Annotated in this window: 14 protein-coding genes; 3 read left to right on the forward strand and 11 right to left on the reverse strand. The window is 71.0% G+C overall.

The genetic code is table 11. The features are described 5' to 3' along the window. Nucleotides 1-4: 4 nt before the first annotated feature. From BWR60_RS17205 to BWR60_RS17215, 3 genes are all read right to left on the reverse strand, one after another. The gene (locus BWR60_RS17205; protein ID WP_088152241.1) at nucleotides 5-1,411 is read right to left on the reverse strand and encodes a M20 family metallopeptidase; all 1,407 of its coding nucleotides are present in this window, start codon (nucleotides 1,409-1,411) and stop codon (nucleotides 5-7) included. A 247-nt stretch (nucleotides 1,412-1,658) separates the two neighbouring features. Beyond that, the gene (locus BWR60_RS17210; RefSeq protein WP_088152242.1) at nucleotides 1,659-2,969 is read right to left on the reverse strand and encodes an O-acetylhomoserine aminocarboxypropyltransferase/cysteine synthase family protein; all 1,311 of its coding nucleotides are present in this window, start codon (nucleotides 2,967-2,969) and stop codon (nucleotides 1,659-1,661) included. Nucleotides 2,970-3,312: 343 nt separating this feature from the next. Next, nucleotides 3,313-5,640 carry a molybdopterin guanine dinucleotide-containing S/N-oxide reductase gene (locus BWR60_RS17215; protein ID WP_275542386.1) on the reverse strand — a complete coding sequence of 776 codons (2,328 nt, stop codon included), beginning with the start codon at nucleotides 5,638-5,640 and terminating at the stop codon, nucleotides 3,313-3,315. A gap of 166 nt (nucleotides 5,641-5,806) precedes the next feature. Here BWR60_RS17215 and BWR60_RS17220 point away from each other — a divergent pair, with 166 nt between their 5' ends. Continuing rightward, the gene (locus tag BWR60_RS17220; RefSeq protein WP_179221810.1) at nucleotides 5,807-6,694 is read left to right on the forward strand and encodes a YihY/virulence factor BrkB family protein; all 888 of its coding nucleotides are present in this window, start codon (nucleotides 5,807-5,809) and stop codon (nucleotides 6,692-6,694) included. 130 nt (nucleotides 6,695-6,824) lie between these two features. Here BWR60_RS17220 and BWR60_RS17225 read toward each other — a convergent pair whose 3' ends face one another. The 5 genes from BWR60_RS17225 to BWR60_RS17245 form a co-directional block, all read right to left on the reverse strand. After that, nucleotides 6,825-7,616: a transporter substrate-binding domain-containing protein gene (locus BWR60_RS17225; protein WP_088152244.1), complete on the reverse strand. Its 792-nt coding sequence runs from the start codon at nucleotides 7,614-7,616 to the stop codon at nucleotides 6,825-6,827. A gap of 69 nt (nucleotides 7,617-7,685) precedes the next feature. Further along, nucleotides 7,686-8,414, reverse strand: a complete 729-nt coding sequence (locus BWR60_RS17230; protein ID WP_088152245.1) for an amino acid ABC transporter ATP-binding protein — start codon at nucleotides 8,412-8,414, stop codon at nucleotides 7,686-7,688. Then, nucleotides 8,389-9,051, reverse strand: a complete 663-nt coding sequence (locus BWR60_RS17235) for an amino acid ABC transporter permease (RefSeq protein WP_088152246.1) — start codon at nucleotides 9,049-9,051, stop codon at nucleotides 8,389-8,391. The genes BWR60_RS17230 and BWR60_RS17235 overlap by 26 nt, the downstream gene beginning before the upstream one ends. Nucleotides 9,052-9,061: 10 nt before the next feature. Beyond that, nucleotides 9,062-9,745 (reverse strand): amino acid ABC transporter permease, encoded by a 684-nt coding sequence (locus BWR60_RS17240; RefSeq protein WP_088152247.1) that lies wholly within the window; start codon nucleotides 9,743-9,745, stop codon nucleotides 9,062-9,064. Nucleotides 9,746-9,794: 49 nt separating this feature from the next. Continuing rightward, nucleotides 9,795-10,511 carry a GntR family transcriptional regulator gene (locus BWR60_RS17245; RefSeq protein ID WP_088152248.1) on the reverse strand — a complete coding sequence of 239 codons (717 nt, stop codon included), beginning with the start codon at nucleotides 10,509-10,511 and terminating at the stop codon, nucleotides 9,795-9,797. Nucleotides 10,512-10,821: 310 nt separating this feature from the next. Here BWR60_RS17245 and BWR60_RS17250 point away from each other — a divergent pair, with 310 nt between their 5' ends. Beyond that, nucleotides 10,822-11,376 carry a hypothetical protein gene (locus BWR60_RS17250; protein ID WP_144445649.1) on the forward strand — a complete coding sequence of 185 codons (555 nt, stop codon included), beginning with the start codon at nucleotides 10,822-10,824 and terminating at the stop codon, nucleotides 11,374-11,376. Between the two features lie 224 nt (nucleotides 11,377-11,600). On the opposite strand, the gene BWR60_RS17255 is transcribed toward BWR60_RS17250, so the two are convergent. Both BWR60_RS17255 and BWR60_RS17260 read right to left on the reverse strand, forming a co-directional pair. After that, nucleotides 11,601-13,133, reverse strand: a complete 1,533-nt coding sequence (locus BWR60_RS17255; RefSeq protein WP_088152250.1) for an MFS transporter — start codon at nucleotides 13,131-13,133, stop codon at nucleotides 11,601-11,603. 25 nt (nucleotides 13,134-13,158) lie between these two features. Further along, nucleotides 13,159-13,899 carry an SDR family oxidoreductase gene (locus BWR60_RS17260; RefSeq protein WP_088152251.1) on the reverse strand — a complete coding sequence of 247 codons (741 nt, stop codon included), beginning with the start codon at nucleotides 13,897-13,899 and terminating at the stop codon, nucleotides 13,159-13,161. 101 nt (nucleotides 13,900-14,000) lie between these two features. Here BWR60_RS17260 and BWR60_RS17265 point away from each other — a divergent pair, with 101 nt between their 5' ends. Further along, nucleotides 14,001-14,624, forward strand: a complete 624-nt coding sequence (locus BWR60_RS17265; RefSeq protein ID WP_088152252.1) for a TetR/AcrR family transcriptional regulator — start codon at nucleotides 14,001-14,003, stop codon at nucleotides 14,622-14,624. Between the two features lie 182 nt (nucleotides 14,625-14,806). Here the strand turns inward: BWR60_RS17265 and BWR60_RS17270 are convergent, their stop codons facing one another. Continuing rightward, nucleotides 14,807-16,069 (reverse strand): VTT domain-containing protein, encoded by a 1,263-nt coding sequence (locus tag BWR60_RS17270; RefSeq protein WP_179221811.1) that lies wholly within the window; start codon nucleotides 16,067-16,069, stop codon nucleotides 14,807-14,809. Nucleotides 16,070-16,171 lie beyond the last annotated feature (102 nt).

Consider the following 16,171-nt stretch of genomic DNA (forward strand, 5'->3'; position numbering starts at 1 on the left):
GGGCCTATCCGGCCTGACGCGACCGCGCCACGGCGGCACCGCTCTCGCCCAGATCCCAGAACAACCCCGTCATCATCTGCAGGCCTTCGCGGGCCAGCGGGGCCAGCAGATGCTCATCCGGCCCGTGCTGGCGGCAGCCGCCATAGGAGTGCGGCACCCAGACCGTGGCAAGGCCGAGGGTGCCGGCGAAGACCTCGTTCGGCAGCGATCCGCCGACATTGGGCAGCACCATCGGCGCCGCGCCGGTGGTGGCGGCGATCGAGCCGGCGGCCCAGCGCGCCCAGGCATCGTCCGGGTCCAGCCGCGTGGCCAGCATCGGCGTGCCGGATTCGCTGACCTCGATGCCGCGGAAGCCCTGGGATTCGAGATAGGCGCCGACCGTGCCGGGCAGGTCCGAGACGTCGGTGCCGACGACGAAGCGCAGCTGGCAATGCACCCGCGCCGAGGGCGGGATCGCGTTCTGCGGCGCGTCCGGCGTGCCGGCGGTGAAGGCCAGCACCTCCAGCGTGTTCCAGCCGAACACCCGCTCGGCCGGGCTCAACCCCGGCTCGCCCCAGCCCTCGGCCAGCTTCGCGCCCTCGGCGTCGCGGGCGATGGCGACATCGGCCAGGGCGCGGCGCACCGAGTCCGGCACCGGCGGCGGCCGCAGCCCGGGGATGCGGATGGCGCCGCGGGCATCGACCAGCGCCGCCACGGCATTGGCCAGGATGGTGGCCGGGTTGGGCAGCAGCCCGCCCCAATTGCCGGAATGGTGGCTGCCCTCGCGCAGGGTCAGGCGCAGGTCGAAATTGATCACGCCGCGGGTGCCGAGCGCGATCATCGGCCGGCCGGCATCGAGCCGCGGCCCGTCCGACGCGATCAGCACGTCGGCCGCCAGCAGGTCGCGGTTGGCGGCGCAGATCTCGTCCAGGCCGGGCGAGCCGATCTCCTCGCTGGTCTCGACCAGGAAGGCCATGTTGAAGCCGAGGCGGCCGCCGCGCGCCTGCAGCACCTGCTCGACCGCGGCGATGTTGATCGAATGCTGGCCCTTGTTGTCGGCGGTGCCGCGGCCGTACCAGCGGTCGCCCTCGACCGTGATCCGCCAGGGGTCCAGCCCGGACCGCCAGCGCGCCGGCTCGCCCAGCACCACGTCGCCATGGCCGTAGCACAGCACGCCGGGCAGGCCGTCGCCCTCCTGCCGCCGGGCGATCAGCGCCGGGGCGTCGGGCGCGGCCGGGTTGGCGACGAGGTGCAGGTCGAAGCCGAGCCGCGCCAGGCTCGGCCCGATCTCGCGCTGGAGGTAGTCGAGCAGCGGCGCCCGGTCGGCGGCCTGGCTCTCGGTGCGGATGCCGATACGGCGGTCGAGATCGGCCCGGAAGCCGCCTTCGTCGAAATAGCGCGCCGCCCCGGCGATCGCCGCGTCCCGTGTCATCCCTGCCTCCGCTGGAGACCGGGCGGTCGGGGCCCGGCGCTGCAACGGTCGCAAATGGGCGACGGCTCGCCAAGCCCCTGCGGCGCTCCCCCTCACCCTCCCGTCGCCTGCGGCGCCGGGCCCCTCCCTCTCCCCGAGGAGAGGGAAACCGAGCCATGACGCCATTCACCTCTCCTTGGGGAGAGGTCGAAACCGCGCAGCGGTTTCGGGTGAGGGGGTGGCTCAGGCCTGTCCGCAGCGCTCCGGCCTATGCCGCCTCGGCCAGCCGCGCCGCGGCCAGGCCGCGCTCGATATCCACCAGGATGTCGTCGATATGCTCGATCCCGACCGACAGGCGGACATAGCCGTCGGTGACGCCGCTGGCCCGCTGCTCCTCCGCCGTCAGCTGCGAATGGGTGGTCGAGGCCGGGTGGATCGCCAGGCTGCGCGCATCGCCGATATTGGCGACGTGGTACAGCAGCTTCAGCCCGTCGATGAAGCGCCGCCCGGCCTGGGCGCCGCCGGCCAGCTCGAAGCCGACCAGCCCGCCGAAGCCGCCCTTCAGGTATCTCTCCGCCCGCTCCCTTGCCGCGCCGGTCTGCAGCGACGGGTGGATCACCCGCGTCACCTCCTTCTGCCGCGCCAGGAAGGCCGCGACCGCGCCGGCATTGTGGGAGTGGCGCTCGATCCTGAGCGGCAGCGTCTCCAGCCCCTGCAGGATCTGGAAGGCGTTGAAGGGCGACAGCGAGGCGCCGAGGTCGCGCTGCAGCGTCGTCCGCGCCTTGACGATGTAGGCGACGGGGCCGAGCGGCTTCGTCGCCTCGACCCAGACGGCGCCGTGATAGCTGGGGTCCGGCGTGTTCAGCGCCGGCTGGCGCTGCGGGTGCGCGGCCCAGTCGAAATTGCCGCCATCGACGATCAGCCCGCCGATCGAGGTGCCGTGGCCGCCGATGTATTTGGTGGTCGAATACACCACCACGGCGGCACCGTGCTCGAGCGGCCGCAGCAGCACCGGCGCCGCGGTGTTGTCAACGATCAGCGGGATGCCGTATTCGCGGCCGATGGCGGCGACCTCGGCGACCGGGAACACCGTCAGCTTCGGGTTCGGCAGGCTTTCGGCGTAGAAGGCGCGGGTGCGGTCGTCGACGGCGCGGCGGAAATTCTCCGGGTCCGCCGGGTCGACGAAGCGCACCTCGACGCCCTGCTCGCTGAGCCGGTTGGCGAACAGATTCCAGGTGCCGCCATAGAGGTCGGTCGAGCTGACGATGTTGTCGCCGGCCCGCGCCAGGTTCTGCACCGCGAAGGCCGAGGCCGCCTGGCCGGAGGCGACGGCCAACGCCGCGGCCCCGCCCTCCAGCGCCGCGATGCGCTGCTCCAGCACATCGACGGTCGGGTTGCCGATGCGGCTGTAGATGTTGCCCAGCTCCTCCAGCGCGAACAGCCGCCGTGCATGCTCGGTGTCCTGGAACTGGAAGGAGGTCGACTGGTAGATCGGCACCGCCACGGCGCCGGTCGCCGGATCGGCCCGCCAGCCGGCATGGAGGGCCAGGGTTTCAGGGCGAAGCGCCGGTTCGGACATGGTTCTCTCCCTCGATGCGACGGCGGCGTTCGAGGCAGATTAACATGGAGTCCGTGAGGCTCAATTGTAAATTGTCATTACAGTATGTTATTTAACACATATTACATAATCTACTGTTAATATATGATCTGAACCTTAATTCGTCATGGCGAGCCCCGAAGGGGCGTGGCCATCCAGCGGCACCGGCCCCTGGATGGCCACGGCGCTGCGCGCCTCGCCATGACGGGGAGGATGACAGAGAGCCGATCCCAGAAAGGCCGAAGCCGCTCTGGGTGCCCCTGGATTGCCGGGTCAAGCCCGGCAATGACAGGAGGGGGATGGGAGGCCCGGAGGCCTACCCCCCCTACTCCGCCGCCTCGGCCTTCGGGTCGAGGATCACCGGCGGGTCGAAGGCGGTGACGCGCGGCACCGGGCCTTCGAGCTTCGCGATCTCGACCAGGCAGGTGTGGGCGCTGGCGCCCTGGCCGAGGCGGGAGGTGCCCTTGTCCCGCGTCAGGACGTTGGGGTTGCCGTGCTTGCACATCGCCCCGACCTCGCCCGGCACCTCCGGGTCGTACCAGGCGCCCGTGGCAAGCTGGATGACGCCCTGCATCACCCGGTCGGTGACCAGCGCCCCGGCCAGGCAGGCGCCGCGGTCGTTGAACAGCCGCACCACGTCGCCATCCTGGATGCCGCGGGCGGCGGCGTCGGCCGGGTGGATCCACACCGGCTCACGGTCGGCCACCTTCTCCTTGCGGCTGGTCACGCCGGCATCGAGCTGGCTGTGCAGACGGGTCTTCGGCTGGTTCGAGATCAGGTGCAGCGGGAAGCGCTCCGTCTCCGCCGAGCCGAGCCATTCCGCCGGCTCCAGCCATGTCGGGTGGCCCGGGCAGTCGTCATAGCCGAAGCCGGCGATGCGGTCGGAGAAGATCTCGATCCGGCCGCTCGGCGTCGGCAGCTTGTTGGCCACCGGGTCGGCGCGGAAGGCCTGCAGCAGGATCTTCGGCTTCTCCGACAGCGGCAGCTCGACATGGCCGATCTCCCAGAACTCCTGGAAGCCGGGCAGCTCGATCCCCGCCTCGGCGGCGGTGCGGCGGTCGTTCTCGTAGAAGTTCTGGATCCAGCCCATCTCGTCGCGGCCTTCGGTGAAGGCCTGGGCGACGCCGGCCCGGTCCGACAGCTCGGCCAGGATGTCGAAGTCGCTGCGCGCCTGGCCGACCGGCGGGATCGCCTGCGGCATGGCCAGGATGTAGGGGTCGCGCGCGGCACCGCCGATGTCGTTGCGCTCGAAGGTCGTGGTGGCCGGCAGCACGATGTCGGCGCGGCGGGCCACCGGCGTCCACCACGGCTCCTGCACGATCACGGTCTCCGGCCTCGCCCAGGCGCGCAGCAGGCGGTTGAGGTCCTGGTGGTGGTGGAACGGGTTGCCGCCGGCCCAGTAGACCAGCTTGACGTCGGGATAGGTGATGCGGTGGCCATTGTAGTCGTCGGTCTCGCCCGGCCGCAGCAGCAGGTCGGAGATGCGGGCCACCGGGATGTAGCGGCCGGTCGGGTTCGGCCCCGGGATGATGCGGCTGCGGCTGCGGCCGTCGCTGGCGGAGCCGACATTGGCCTCGGCGCCGTAGCCATAGCCGATGCCGCCGCCGGGCAGGCCGATCTGGCCCAGCATCGCCGCCAGCACCGTGCCCATCCAGTAGGGCTGCTCGCCATGGTCGCCGCGCTGCAGCGACCAGCTGAGGCTGATCATGGTGCGCTGCGAGGCCATGCGCCGCGCCAGGTCGCGGATGGTGGCGGCAGTCAGGCCGGAAATGTTTGCCGCCCAGTCGGCGTCCTTCGGCGTGCCGTCGGACTGGCCCATGAGATAGGGCAGGAAGCGGTCGAAGCCGCTGGTGTAGCGGTCGACGAAGCCGCGGTCGTACAGCCCCTCCGCCACCAGCGTGTGGGCCAGGCCCAGCATGATCGCGGTGTCGGTGTTCGGCCGCGGCGCCAGCCATTCGGCCTGCGCCTCGTCCGCCATGTCGTCGCGCACCGGGCCGATATAGACGAACTGCACCCCGGCCTCGCGGCTGCGGCGGTTCCAGTCGCGCTGCTGGTGCTTGCCGGTGCCGCCCGAGGCGATCTGGCTGTTGCGCGGCGGCATCCCGCCGAAGGCCACCACCAGCCGCCCGTCGCTGGCGATGCTGCGCCAGTCGGTGGTCTCGACCAGCACCCGGTTGAAGTCGCCGATGATGTGCGGGATCAGCGGCAGCGCGGCGCCGAAGCTGTAGTTGTTGACCGAGGCGGTGAAGCCGCCGGTGAAGCCCAGCATGCGGCGCAGCAGCGTCGGCGCGTTGTGCAGCCGGCCGGCGCTGCCCCAGCCGTAGCTGCCGCCATAGATCGCCTCGGGGCCATGCTCGGCCCGCACCCGCTCCAGCTCGCCCGCCACCAGCTCCAGCGCCGTCTCCCACGACACCGGCACGAAGGCGTCGGCGCCGCGGCGGCTGCCGTCGCTCTCGTGCCGCTGTGCCAGCCAGCCGGCCCGGACCATCGGCTGCGCGACGCGCAAATTGCCGTGCACCATGCCGGGCAGCGAGTTGATGATCGGCGACGGGTCGATGTCGCTGGCATAGGGCTCGATGCCGACCATCTTGTTGCCCTCGACGACCGCCATGACGGCGCCGTAGTGGCTGGAGGACGGGCTCAGACGGGGCACGGCAGGACTCCCTGGTCGATCATGGGCACGGGCGAGCCCAGATCGTCGCAGCCGGAATCGCCGCGTCAACCGGATTTCCGTCATGGCCGCCAACACTTATGGTCGCCGGACGGAACGGCGGCCGCGAATCGCCGTTCGGACTCATGGGAAACGCGGCGGGAGCGGGATGGCGGCGGAGGGCGGAGCGGCACGGACGGACCGGCGGTGGAAGCGCAGGGCGCGCCGCGCGGGCATCGTGCTGTGGCGGGTGTGGGGCGAGATCGGCGAGGACCGGGTGTTCGCGCTGGCGGCCGGCGTCGCCTACTACACCCTGCTGGCGCTGTTCCCGGCGATCGGCGTCTTCGTCTCGCTGTACGGGCTGATCGCCGACGTCTCGACCGTGCAGCGGAACATCGAGGATCTCGCCCTGATCCTGCCGGCCGGCAGCCTCGACCTCATCGGCGCGCAGCTGCAGCGCATCGCCAGCCAGCCGCAGAAGAGCCTGGGCATCGCCTTCTTCGCCGGCCTCGCCATCTCTCTGTGGAGCGCCAATGCCGGGGTGAAGGCGATGTTCGACGCCCTCAACGTCGCCTATGACGAGGAGGAGCGGCGCGGCTTCGTGCGGCTCAACATGGTGTCGCTGCTGTTCACGCTCTGCGCCATCGGCTTCGCCGCGCTGGCGCTGGCCGTGGTGGTGGCGGTGCCGATCGCGCTGAACCTTGTCGGCCTCGGCTCCGCCGCGGGCACGCTGATCTGGCTGCTGCGCTGGCCGGCGCTGTATGTGGCGACGATCGCGGCGCTGACGCTGGTCTACCGCTACGGCCCCGGCGGCCGGCGCGAGCACTGGCTGAACTGGGGCGGCATCGTCGCCGCCACCATCTGGCTCGGCGGGTCGATGCTGTTCTCCTGGTACGTCGCCCGCTTCGCCAATTACGGCGCGACCTACGGCTCGCTCGGCGCCGTGATCGGCTTCCTGACCTGGATCTGGCTGTCGACGGTGATCTTCCTGATCGGCGCCGAGCTGAACTCCGAGCTGGAGCGGGAGCGCGACCGGCGGCCGGGGCCCGGCCGCTGAGGCGCCTCTCGCCCGTTTCACACCGTCATTGCGAGCGCAGCGAAGCAATCCAGGGCAGTTTGGCGTGGCCCCTGGATTGCTTCGTCGGCTTCGCCTCCTCGCAATGACGAGGAGGGATGACCGTCCTTGATTACCGGGTGATCAGATCCGCCGGCAGGTCGCGGTTGTGGAACTGCTTGAAGGTGGCGTTCAGGCTGCCATCGGCGAAATGCGCCTTGATCCAGTCGTCCAGCCAGGCCTTCAGCTTGGTCTCGCCCTTCGGCAGGGCGATGCCGAGGTTCAGCTCCTGCTGCACGAACTTGGTCTCCAGCTTCTCCGACCGGCCCTTGTTCATCTCCGACACCACCGCGCTCTGGGTCGAGACGATGTCGACCTGGCCGGAGACGGCGGCGGTGATCAGCGTCGCGTCATCCTCGAAGCGGACGATCTCGGCGTCCTTGGCGTTCCTGGTCACCAGCGTGTCGTTGACCGTGGCCCGGGTCACGCCGATGCGCTTGCCGGCGAGGTCGGCATAATCCTTGATCGCGACGCCGGCCGGGGCCGCCACTTCGATGTTCAGCGTGGCGTAGGGGATGGTGAAGTCGACCGCCTTCTTGCGCTCCTCGGTGATCGCCAGGTCGGCGACCAGCAGGTCGGCCTTGCGGGTCTGGATCGTCGGCACCCGGGCGGCGTTGGTGATCTGCACCAGCTCCAGTTCCGCCCCGAGAGACTTGGCGATCATCTTCGCCGTCTCGACATCCGAGCCCGTGGGCTGCAGCTTGTCGTCGACGAAGGCGAACAGCGGCACGCCCATGGCCACGGCGATGCGCACCTTCTTGGTCGACTGGATGTCGTCCAGCGACTCCGCTTGCGCCAGCGGCGCGGCCGCGATCCACAGCGCCGCCGCGGCGGCGGCGACCTTCAGCATTCCTGTCAGCGTCATGACGTTCCTCCACCCGTTTACGTCTTGTGCCGGCCCGGCCCCGACCGGACCGGCATCGGTTTTCCGCGATCAGAGCCCGTTGGACAGGAAGTCGCGGAGCTCCCCTGTCTGCGGCGCCGCGAGCATGTCGCCCGGCCCCGTCTCCCAGACCTTGCCCAGATGCATGAAGATGATCCGGTCGGCGACGCGGCGGGCGAACGCCATCTCATGCGTCACCACCAGCATCGTCATGCCGCCCCGGGCCAGGCTCTCCATCACCTTCAGCACCTCGCCCGTCAGATGCGGGTCGAGCGCCGAGGTCACCTCGTCGAACAGCATCACCTGCGGGCTCATCGCCAGCGACCGGGCGATCGCCACCCGCTGCTGCTGGCCGCCCGACAGCTGCTCGGGATAGGCGCTGATCTTGTCCGCCAGGCCGACCCGCTCCAGCGCCGCGCGGGCCAGGTCGCGGACCTCGGCTCCGCGCATCCGGCGCACCCGGCGCGGCGCCAGGGTGATGTTCTCCTCCACCGTCAGATGCGGGAACAGGTTGTAGCTCTGGAACACCATGCCGACGTCCTGGCGCAGGGCGCGCAGGTTCAGGTCGGCCGCGTCGACCTTGTGGCCGCAGACCTCGATGTGGCCCGACTGGATCGTCTCCAGCCGGTTGACGCAGCGCAGCGCCGTGCTCTTGCCCGAGCCGCTGCGGCCGATGATGGCGATGACCTCGCCCTTGGCGACCTCGAAGGAGACGCCCTTGAGCACCTCGAGCTCGCCGAAGCGCTTGTGGACATCACGCAGCGTGACGACGGCCGACATTCATCTTCCTTTCGAGGGAACGGCTCCAGCGCGACAGCGGGTAGCAGAGGGCGAAGTAGATCAGCCCGGCGATGCCGAAGACGAGGAATGGCTGGAACAGCGAGTTGTTGATGACCTGGGCGGCGCGGGTCAGCTCGACGAAGCCGACCACGGAGGCCAGCGAGGTGCTTTTCAGCACCTGCACCAGGAAGCCGACGGTCGGCGGCGTGGCGATGCGCATGGCCTGGGGCAGGAGGACGTCGGTCAGCACCTGCCAGCGGTTCAGCGCCAGGCATTCGGCCGCCTCGCTCTGGGTCTTCGGCACCGCCTCGACGCAGCCGCGCCAGATCTCGCCGAGGAAGGCGCTGCAATAGATCATCAGCGACAGGCCGGCGGCGAGCAGCGGCGGCACCTCGATGCCGACGATGCCGAGGCCGAAATAGACCAGGAACAGCAGGATCAGCAGCGGCGTGCCCTGGACGATCTGGACATAGACGAAGGCCGCCCGGCGCAGGATCCGGCCGCGCGCGATGCGCAGCAGCATGATTCCGAAGCCGGCGACGCCGCCCAGCGCGAAGGCCAGCAGCGACAGCACCACGGTCCAGGCCGTGCCCTGCAGCAGGTAGATCAGGTGGTTGATGGTGAACGTGCCGCCCATGCCGGCCTCCTCAGAGCGGGGTGCCGAGCCGGCGGCGGCGCGGGAAGATCGCCTGGCCGAACAGGTGGAAGCCGAACTTCAGCAGCAGCGCCATGGCCAGGTACAAGAGCGCCACGACGATGTAGGTCTCGAACGGCCGGAAGGTGTCGGACTGGATGTTGTTGGCGATCGCCGTCAGCTCCTCTGCCGAGATCTGCGAGGTGACGGAGGAGGACAGCATCATCAGCACGAACTGGCTGGTCAGCGCCGGGTACACCCGCTCCAGCGCCGGGCGCAGGATCACGTCCCAGTAGATCTGCGGCGTCGACAGGCCCAGCGCCTGCGCCGCCTCGACCTGGCCGGGCGGCACCGTGTCCATGCCGGCGCGCACGATCTCGGCGGTGTAGGCGCCGACATTGATCACCATGGTCAGCACCGCGGCGGCGAAGATCGGCAGCCTGAGGCCGATGCTGGACAGGCCGAAGAACAGGAAGAAGATCTGGATCAGGTAGGGGGTGTTGCGGACGATCTCGACATAGGCGCCGCACAGCCCGGCGATCCAGCGCGACCGGCCGCGGCGGCCGATGGCGCAGACCACGCCGATGGCGAGGCCGACCACGGTGGCCACCAGCGTCATCTCCAGCGTCATCAGCGCGCCATGGAGGAAGGACGGCCAGTAGTCGCGCAGGCTGTCGAAATCGAACTCGTACTGCATCGGGCCCGCGCCCCCTCCCCTGTGGTCGCCTCGTCCGGCCCGCCGCGGCTCAGAAGCCGGGCGGCGGCGCGTCGACGAAGAAGTCCGGATTGTGGTCCTTGATGCCGCCCAGATCGTCGAGCAGCGCGCCGAGATGCGCCCCCATCCGCGCCGCCGCGCGGTCGGGGTCATGCGCCTCGATCCCGTCCAGGATGGCGCCGTGCTCGGCGATGATCCGGGCCAGCCGGCCCTCCTCCGGCAGGGTCAGGCGGCGGTAGCGGTCGACCTGGATCTTGACCTGCTGCACCAGGGTCCAGATGCCGGGATGGCCGGCGGCCTCGGCGATGCCGGCGTGGAAGGCCTCGTCGGCCTGGTGGAAGCCGTCGCGGTCGCCCGCCGCCTCGGTCTCGCGCAGCCGCTCCATCACCGCGCGCAGGGTGGCGACCTGGCTGCTCCTGGCACGCTCGGCCGCCATCCGCGCCGTCGTCTCCTCCAGCGATTTGCGGATGATGATCGCCTCGGGCAGGGCGTGCACCGGGATGCGCGACACGAAGGTGCCGGACTGCGGGAAGATGTCGACCAGCCCTTCATCGGCCAGGCGCAGCACCGCCTCGCGCACCGGGGTGCGGCTGACGCCGTAGCCCTCGGCGATCTCCTTCTCCGACAGCGGCGTGCCGGGCTTCAGCCGCAGGGCGACGATGTCGCTGCGCAGCGCCCGGCGAATCAGGGCGGAGGCGGTGGCCGGGCGGCCCTGCGACAGCGCGTCGAGGCGCGATGAGCGCGGCATCCGCCGCCGTCCTCCCGGCCCGTCTTCCCCTGCCGTCGCCGCACCGCGCATCCGCGCCCTCCCCGATGATTTCTGGTATGCACCGTATACTAAAATATCAGTTGATCAAGCAGGGCGATCCAACCCGGCGGAATCGAGGGATTCCGCGGCCCGGCGATATGTCCGAAGGAATGACTCGCCATCCGCGACAGGGTGTGACTTGATTCTTCGACAAGAAGCCCATTTGAATCAATTCGACGGACTTCGGCGCCCCTGGGACAGGAGCAAGCGCCGGGGCGACCATTCGAGGGAGAGCGAGGAGCGTATGGCGGTGAAACAGCGGGCCCCCCAGCGGCTGAAGCAGTTGCTGAAGAGTTGCGGCGCACGCGTGGATGCCCGGGTCCGCGAACAGCTGGCGACCTTGCCGGCGGGCTGGTCCCGGTCGGTCAGCGGCATGTTCGCGCGGGTGGAGCGCATCCTGACCGATGAGGAACGCCAGACCTTCCGCTGGACCGAGGTGCGCGACCGCGACGGGCGGCTGGCCGCCTCCTGGTCCGGGGCGCGGGATTCGGGCGTGCTGATCGACCAGATCGTCGAGGAGGCCGCGACCGACGTGTCCGACACCGGCCCGGCCGGCTGGAAGAATTCGGCCGCGGAGCTGGCCACCAGCATCCGCGGCATGGCGGCGAAGGCATCGTCGCCGGCCGCCGCGGCCAAGGCCGCCGCCGCCGCACTGCCGCTGATGATCGCCGAGGCGCAGGCCTATTTCCGCAACCCGGACGCCGAGGCCGGCGCCATCACCCAGCAGATCCGCGAGGCGCTGCAGCGCCTGGACCACGAGGCACGCCGCTCGCTGCGCGCCAAGCTGATCCCGGACGCGTCGTAAGGTCTTTCCGATCCAGAACGGATCGCGTTGCCTCTCCCGCCACGCGAGACCTTTTGAGTGGTCCCAACACCGTCATTGCGAGCGAAGCGAAGCAATCCAGGGGCCGCTCGCACCGGCCCCTGGATTGCTTCGTCGGCTTCGCCTCCTCGCAATGACGGCGAGGGATGGGCGGCGCGAACAGATCCCGCCACGCGGGAGAGGCAAGGCAAACGGAACGACCCGGGCTATCCGGCTTCGCAGGCCTCGGTTCTCTGCGAGACAGCCTCCCGCCGCCTTAGCAGCACATAGGCCGCCAGGGCCGCGGCGAGGGTGGCGGCGACCAGCACGGCCAGCATCGCCTGGAAGGCGCCGCCATAGGCCTGGGCCAGCGTTGCCCGGCCGAGGCCGGGCAGCAGCGCCTCGGCCCGGCCCATGTCGCCGCCGGCCAGGGCGTTGACCGCATCGGCCACCCGGCCCCCCTCGCCCGCGGCGCGGTGCAGGCCGGACTGGCCGAGCGCCACCACCAGCGCGCCGGCGGCGGCGATCGCCACCGCCTCCCCCGCCACCCGCATGGTCGAGAAGATGCCGGTGGCCATGCCGGCGCGCTCGCGCGGCACGACGCTGACCGACAGGTCGTCCATCAGCCCCCAGGGCAGGCCGGTGCCGATGCCGACCACCAGCATCGGCAGGGCCAAGGTCGTGACCCCGGCACCGACCGGCACCGCGGCGAGCCAGCCGAGGCCGAGCGCCGCGACCGCGAGGCCCGCTGCCGACAGCACCGCGGCGGAGATCCGGCGGGCCAGGAGGCCGGCCAGGAACGGCACCACCGCCATCGGTGCCGACAGGGCGATCATCAGCCCGCCTGCCTCGATCTCGCTCATCCCCTCCGCCCCGATGAAGCGCACCGGCAGCAGCACCAGCGGCACCACGAAGCAGACCGCCGTGGCGATCGGCAGGAACTGCGCCCCGACGAAGCGCGGATAGCGGAACAGCGACAGGTCCAGCATCGGCCGCCGCACCCGCGTCTCGACCAGGACGAACAGCGCCAGCATCGCCGCGGCGCCCAGCAGCAGGCCCAGCACCACGGGGCTGCCCCAGCCGCTCTGCGGCCCCTGCATGATGCCGAAGGTCAGCAGGCCGAGAGCGGCGGTGAAGCTGAACAGCCCCGGCCAGTCGACGCCGGTGGCGCCGGGGTCGCGCGATTCCCGCATCCGCGGCACGCCGAAGGCCAGCACCAGGGCCGCGATCGCGGTGCCGGCCAGGAAGATGGCGCGCCAGCCCAGCGTCTCCACCAGCACGCCGGCCAGGATCGGACCGAAGGCCAGGCCGATGCCGAAGCTGGTGCCGAGCAGGCTGAAGGCGCGGGTGCGGGCCGGCCCCTCGAACTCCTGCGCCAGCGAGGCGGCGCCGCCGGCCATGGCGATCGAGGCGGCGACGCCCTGGGCGCCGCGCAACAGGTCCAGCGCCACCACCGAGGGCGCGAAGCCCAGCACCAGCGACAAGAGGCCGAAGCCGGCGACGCCGGTGGCGAACAGGCGCTTGCGGCCGAGCTGGTCGGCCAAGGCGCCTGCGGCCATGACGAAGCTGCCGAAGCACAGCACGAAGGCGTTCACCACCCAGGCCAGGGCCACCGGGCTGCCGCCGAGCTCGCGCCCGATCGCCGGCAGCGCCACGGCCGGGCCGGTGAAGCTGAGCGGCATCATCAGCCCGGCCAGGCAGACGGCGCCCAGCACCCACGGGCCGTGGCCGGACTCGTCGGAGACGGCGCGTGCGGTCATCTCGTCGCTCCTGCGCTCGCGGGGATCAAACAGACATCCCGCCGTCGATGGTGAGGCTGGCGCCGGTGACGAAGCGGCTTTCGGCCGAGGCCACCCAGGCGACCAGCCCGGCGATGTCGTCGCCGCTGCCGTAGCGCGGGATCGCCATGAACGACCGCAGCGCGTCGGCGCGCGGGCCGTCGGCCGGGTTCATGTCGGTGTCGGTCGGGCCCGGCTGCACCAGGTTGACGGTGATGCCCCGGGGGCCGAGGTCCCGCGCCGCCCCCCTGACCAGGCCGGTCAGCGCCGTCTTCGACAGGGTGTAGAGCGTGACCCCGGCGCCCGGCACGCGCTCGGCCAGGTTGCTGCCGATGACGATGATCCGCCCGCCCTCCGGCAAATGCTGCACCGCCGCCTGGGCGGCGACGAAGACGCCGCGGACATTGATCGCGACGGTGCGGTCGAACTCCTCGACCGTGAACTCGCCGAAGGGCCGGTGGACGGCGATGCCGGCATTGGCGACCAGGATGTCGAGCCGCCCGAGCTCCGCCGCCGCCCGGTCCACCGCCGCGGCCGCCGCCGCCGGGTCGGCGCTGTCGGCCTGGATCAGCACGGCGCGGCGGCCCGCCGCCTCGATGTCGCGCGCCACCGCCGCCGCCTTGTCGGGCGAGGCACTGTAGGTCAGGGCCACGTCGGCGCCCTGCCGCGCCAGGCGGCGGGCGATGGCGGCGCCGATGCCGCGGCTGGCGCCGGTAACCAGCGCCGCTTTTCCGGACAGGTCGGCCATGGGAGACTCCATATCTTTAATGATCGATAAATAAATAGCTGGAGCAGTTGCATCGCACGGTCAAGCGATTTATTTATGGATCGCTAAAGAAAGGATCGGAGATGGCGGAGCGCGGCCGACCCCGCGGTTTCGACCGGGATGTGGCCCTGCGGCGGGCGATGGAGCTGTTCTGGCGGCACGGCTATGAGGGCGTGTCGATGGCCGAGCTGACGGCGGCGATGGGCATCGCGGCGCCCAGCCTGTACGCCGCCTTCGGCAGCAAGGAGGCGCTGTTCCGTGAGGCGATCGATCTGTACCGCGCCACCAACGGCGCGGCCACGCGCCGGGCGCTGGATTGCGAGCGGACGGCGCGCGGCGCGATCGAGGCGATGCTGCGTGACAATGCCGACGCCTTCACCGACCCCGGCCTGCCCCATGGCTGCTTCGTCATCCTCGGCGCCGTCAACACGGCGCCGGAGCATGAGGGGGTGCGCGCCCATCTGATCGACCTGCACAAGGAATCCTGCGGCCTGATCCTGCGCCGGCTGGAACAGGGCGCGGCCGCGGGCGAATTCCCGCCGGGCGTCGATCTGGGGCCGCTGGCCGGCTTCTATTCGACCGTGCTGGCCGGGCTGTCGATCAAGGCCCGCGACGGCACCGGCCGCCGGGAGATGCACGCCATCATCGACCACGCGATGGCGGCCTGGGACGCGATGGTCGGAACGGCATCGGTCGAAGCAAGATAGACGGCGCAGCCTGCCCCCTCACCCTCCCGTCGCCTACGGCGCCGGGCCCTTCCCTCTCCCCAAGGAGAGGGAAACAGCACGGCGCCCCTCTTTACCTCTCCCCGGGGGAGAGGTCGAAATCGCGCAGCGATTTCGGGTGAGGGGGGCTCTGGCCCATCAGCATCCGCCGCCCCTGGCTGTGGCTAAGCCGGCGGCCGCTGCCACCTCCGGGTGATCTTGTACACTGCGGCCGGCGGCACGTTCGCCACCGCCCGGCCGATCCGTACCGCCTTGAGGCCGAGCCGGTCGAGGATGGCGCGCGGGATCGGGCAGCGCGGCCCGTAGGTGAACTGGTAGAACGCCCCGTCCGGCCGCAGATGGCCGAAGGCGCCGTTGAGGATGCCGATCACCGTCTTGGGCGGCATCGACAGCACCGGCAGGCCGCTGACCACGGCGCCGGCCTTCTCGCCGTTGAACGGATCCGCCGTGCCCAGCCGGGCCGCGTTCATGCACAGCACCTGCGCCTCGGGGAAGCGCTGGTGCAGCAGCGCCGCGAAATCCGGCCCGGCCTCGACCAGCGCCAGCCGCGATTCCGGCACGCCGCGGCCGATCAGCGCTCGGGTGAAGGCCCCGGTGCCGGGCCCGAGCTCGATCACCGGCGCGCTCTCCGGCCCGATCTCGGCGGTGATCGCCGCGGCCAGGGCCCGCCCCGAGGGCACCACCGCGGCCACCCGCAGCGGCGCCTTCAGCCAGGCGCGGAAGAAGGCGAAATCGTCGGCCGCATCCTGGCGGCGCGACGGACCGGTGGCGGGCCGCGGCGACAGCGCGGGGCCCTGCGCCAGCACAGGCGCACCGGCGGAGGAGACGGCGACAGCCTGCCGTCGGCGGGAGAAATTGCGCCACATCATCGTGCCCATAAGCTCCACCAGCACCAGCGCGACCAGCACTGTCAACGCGAGAGAGGATGCGTTCGGGGCGGGTTCGACCAGCGCCGCGGCGGCATAGCCGGTGCCGATGAACAGCCCGTTCCACAGACCGATCCCGAGGGCGGTCGCAGCGAAGAACATCAAGGGTCTGGCCCGCAAGAGCCCGGCGATGCCGGGCGCCACCAGCCGCACGGTCGGCACCAGCTGCGCCACCAGCGCGAACAGCGCGCCGCGGTCCTGGAACCAGGCGATGCAGCGGTCGACCCGCGCCGGGCCCATGCCGAAGAAGCCGGCGGTCCGCCGCAGCAGCGCGCCGGCCCGGGCCTCTCCCAAGCCCCAGCCCAGCCCGTAGAACAGCGCGCAGCCGGCGACGCCGCCGATCACCGTCATCGTCAGGGCCAGCGGCAGCGACCAATAGCCCTCGCCCACCGCCACCCCGACCGCGACCAGCAGGCCGTAGGAGGGCAGGATCGGCAGCAGGCGCTCGACCAGCATCAGGCCGAACAGGCCGGCAACGCTGCAGACGGCGATCCAGGGCATAAGGGCTCCCAGCGGGTCCAAGGCCGACTCCCCTGTTATCATAGTAGGAACCAGAAGGTCAGGGGAACGCGATAGCGGTGCGTCCCGCTCATATGAGGACGG

Source organism: Inquilinus limosus (assembly GCF_002195995.1).
In the GTDB taxonomy this organism is placed as follows: domain Bacteria; phylum Pseudomonadota; class Alphaproteobacteria; order DSM-16000; family Inquilinaceae; genus Inquilinus; species Inquilinus limosus_C.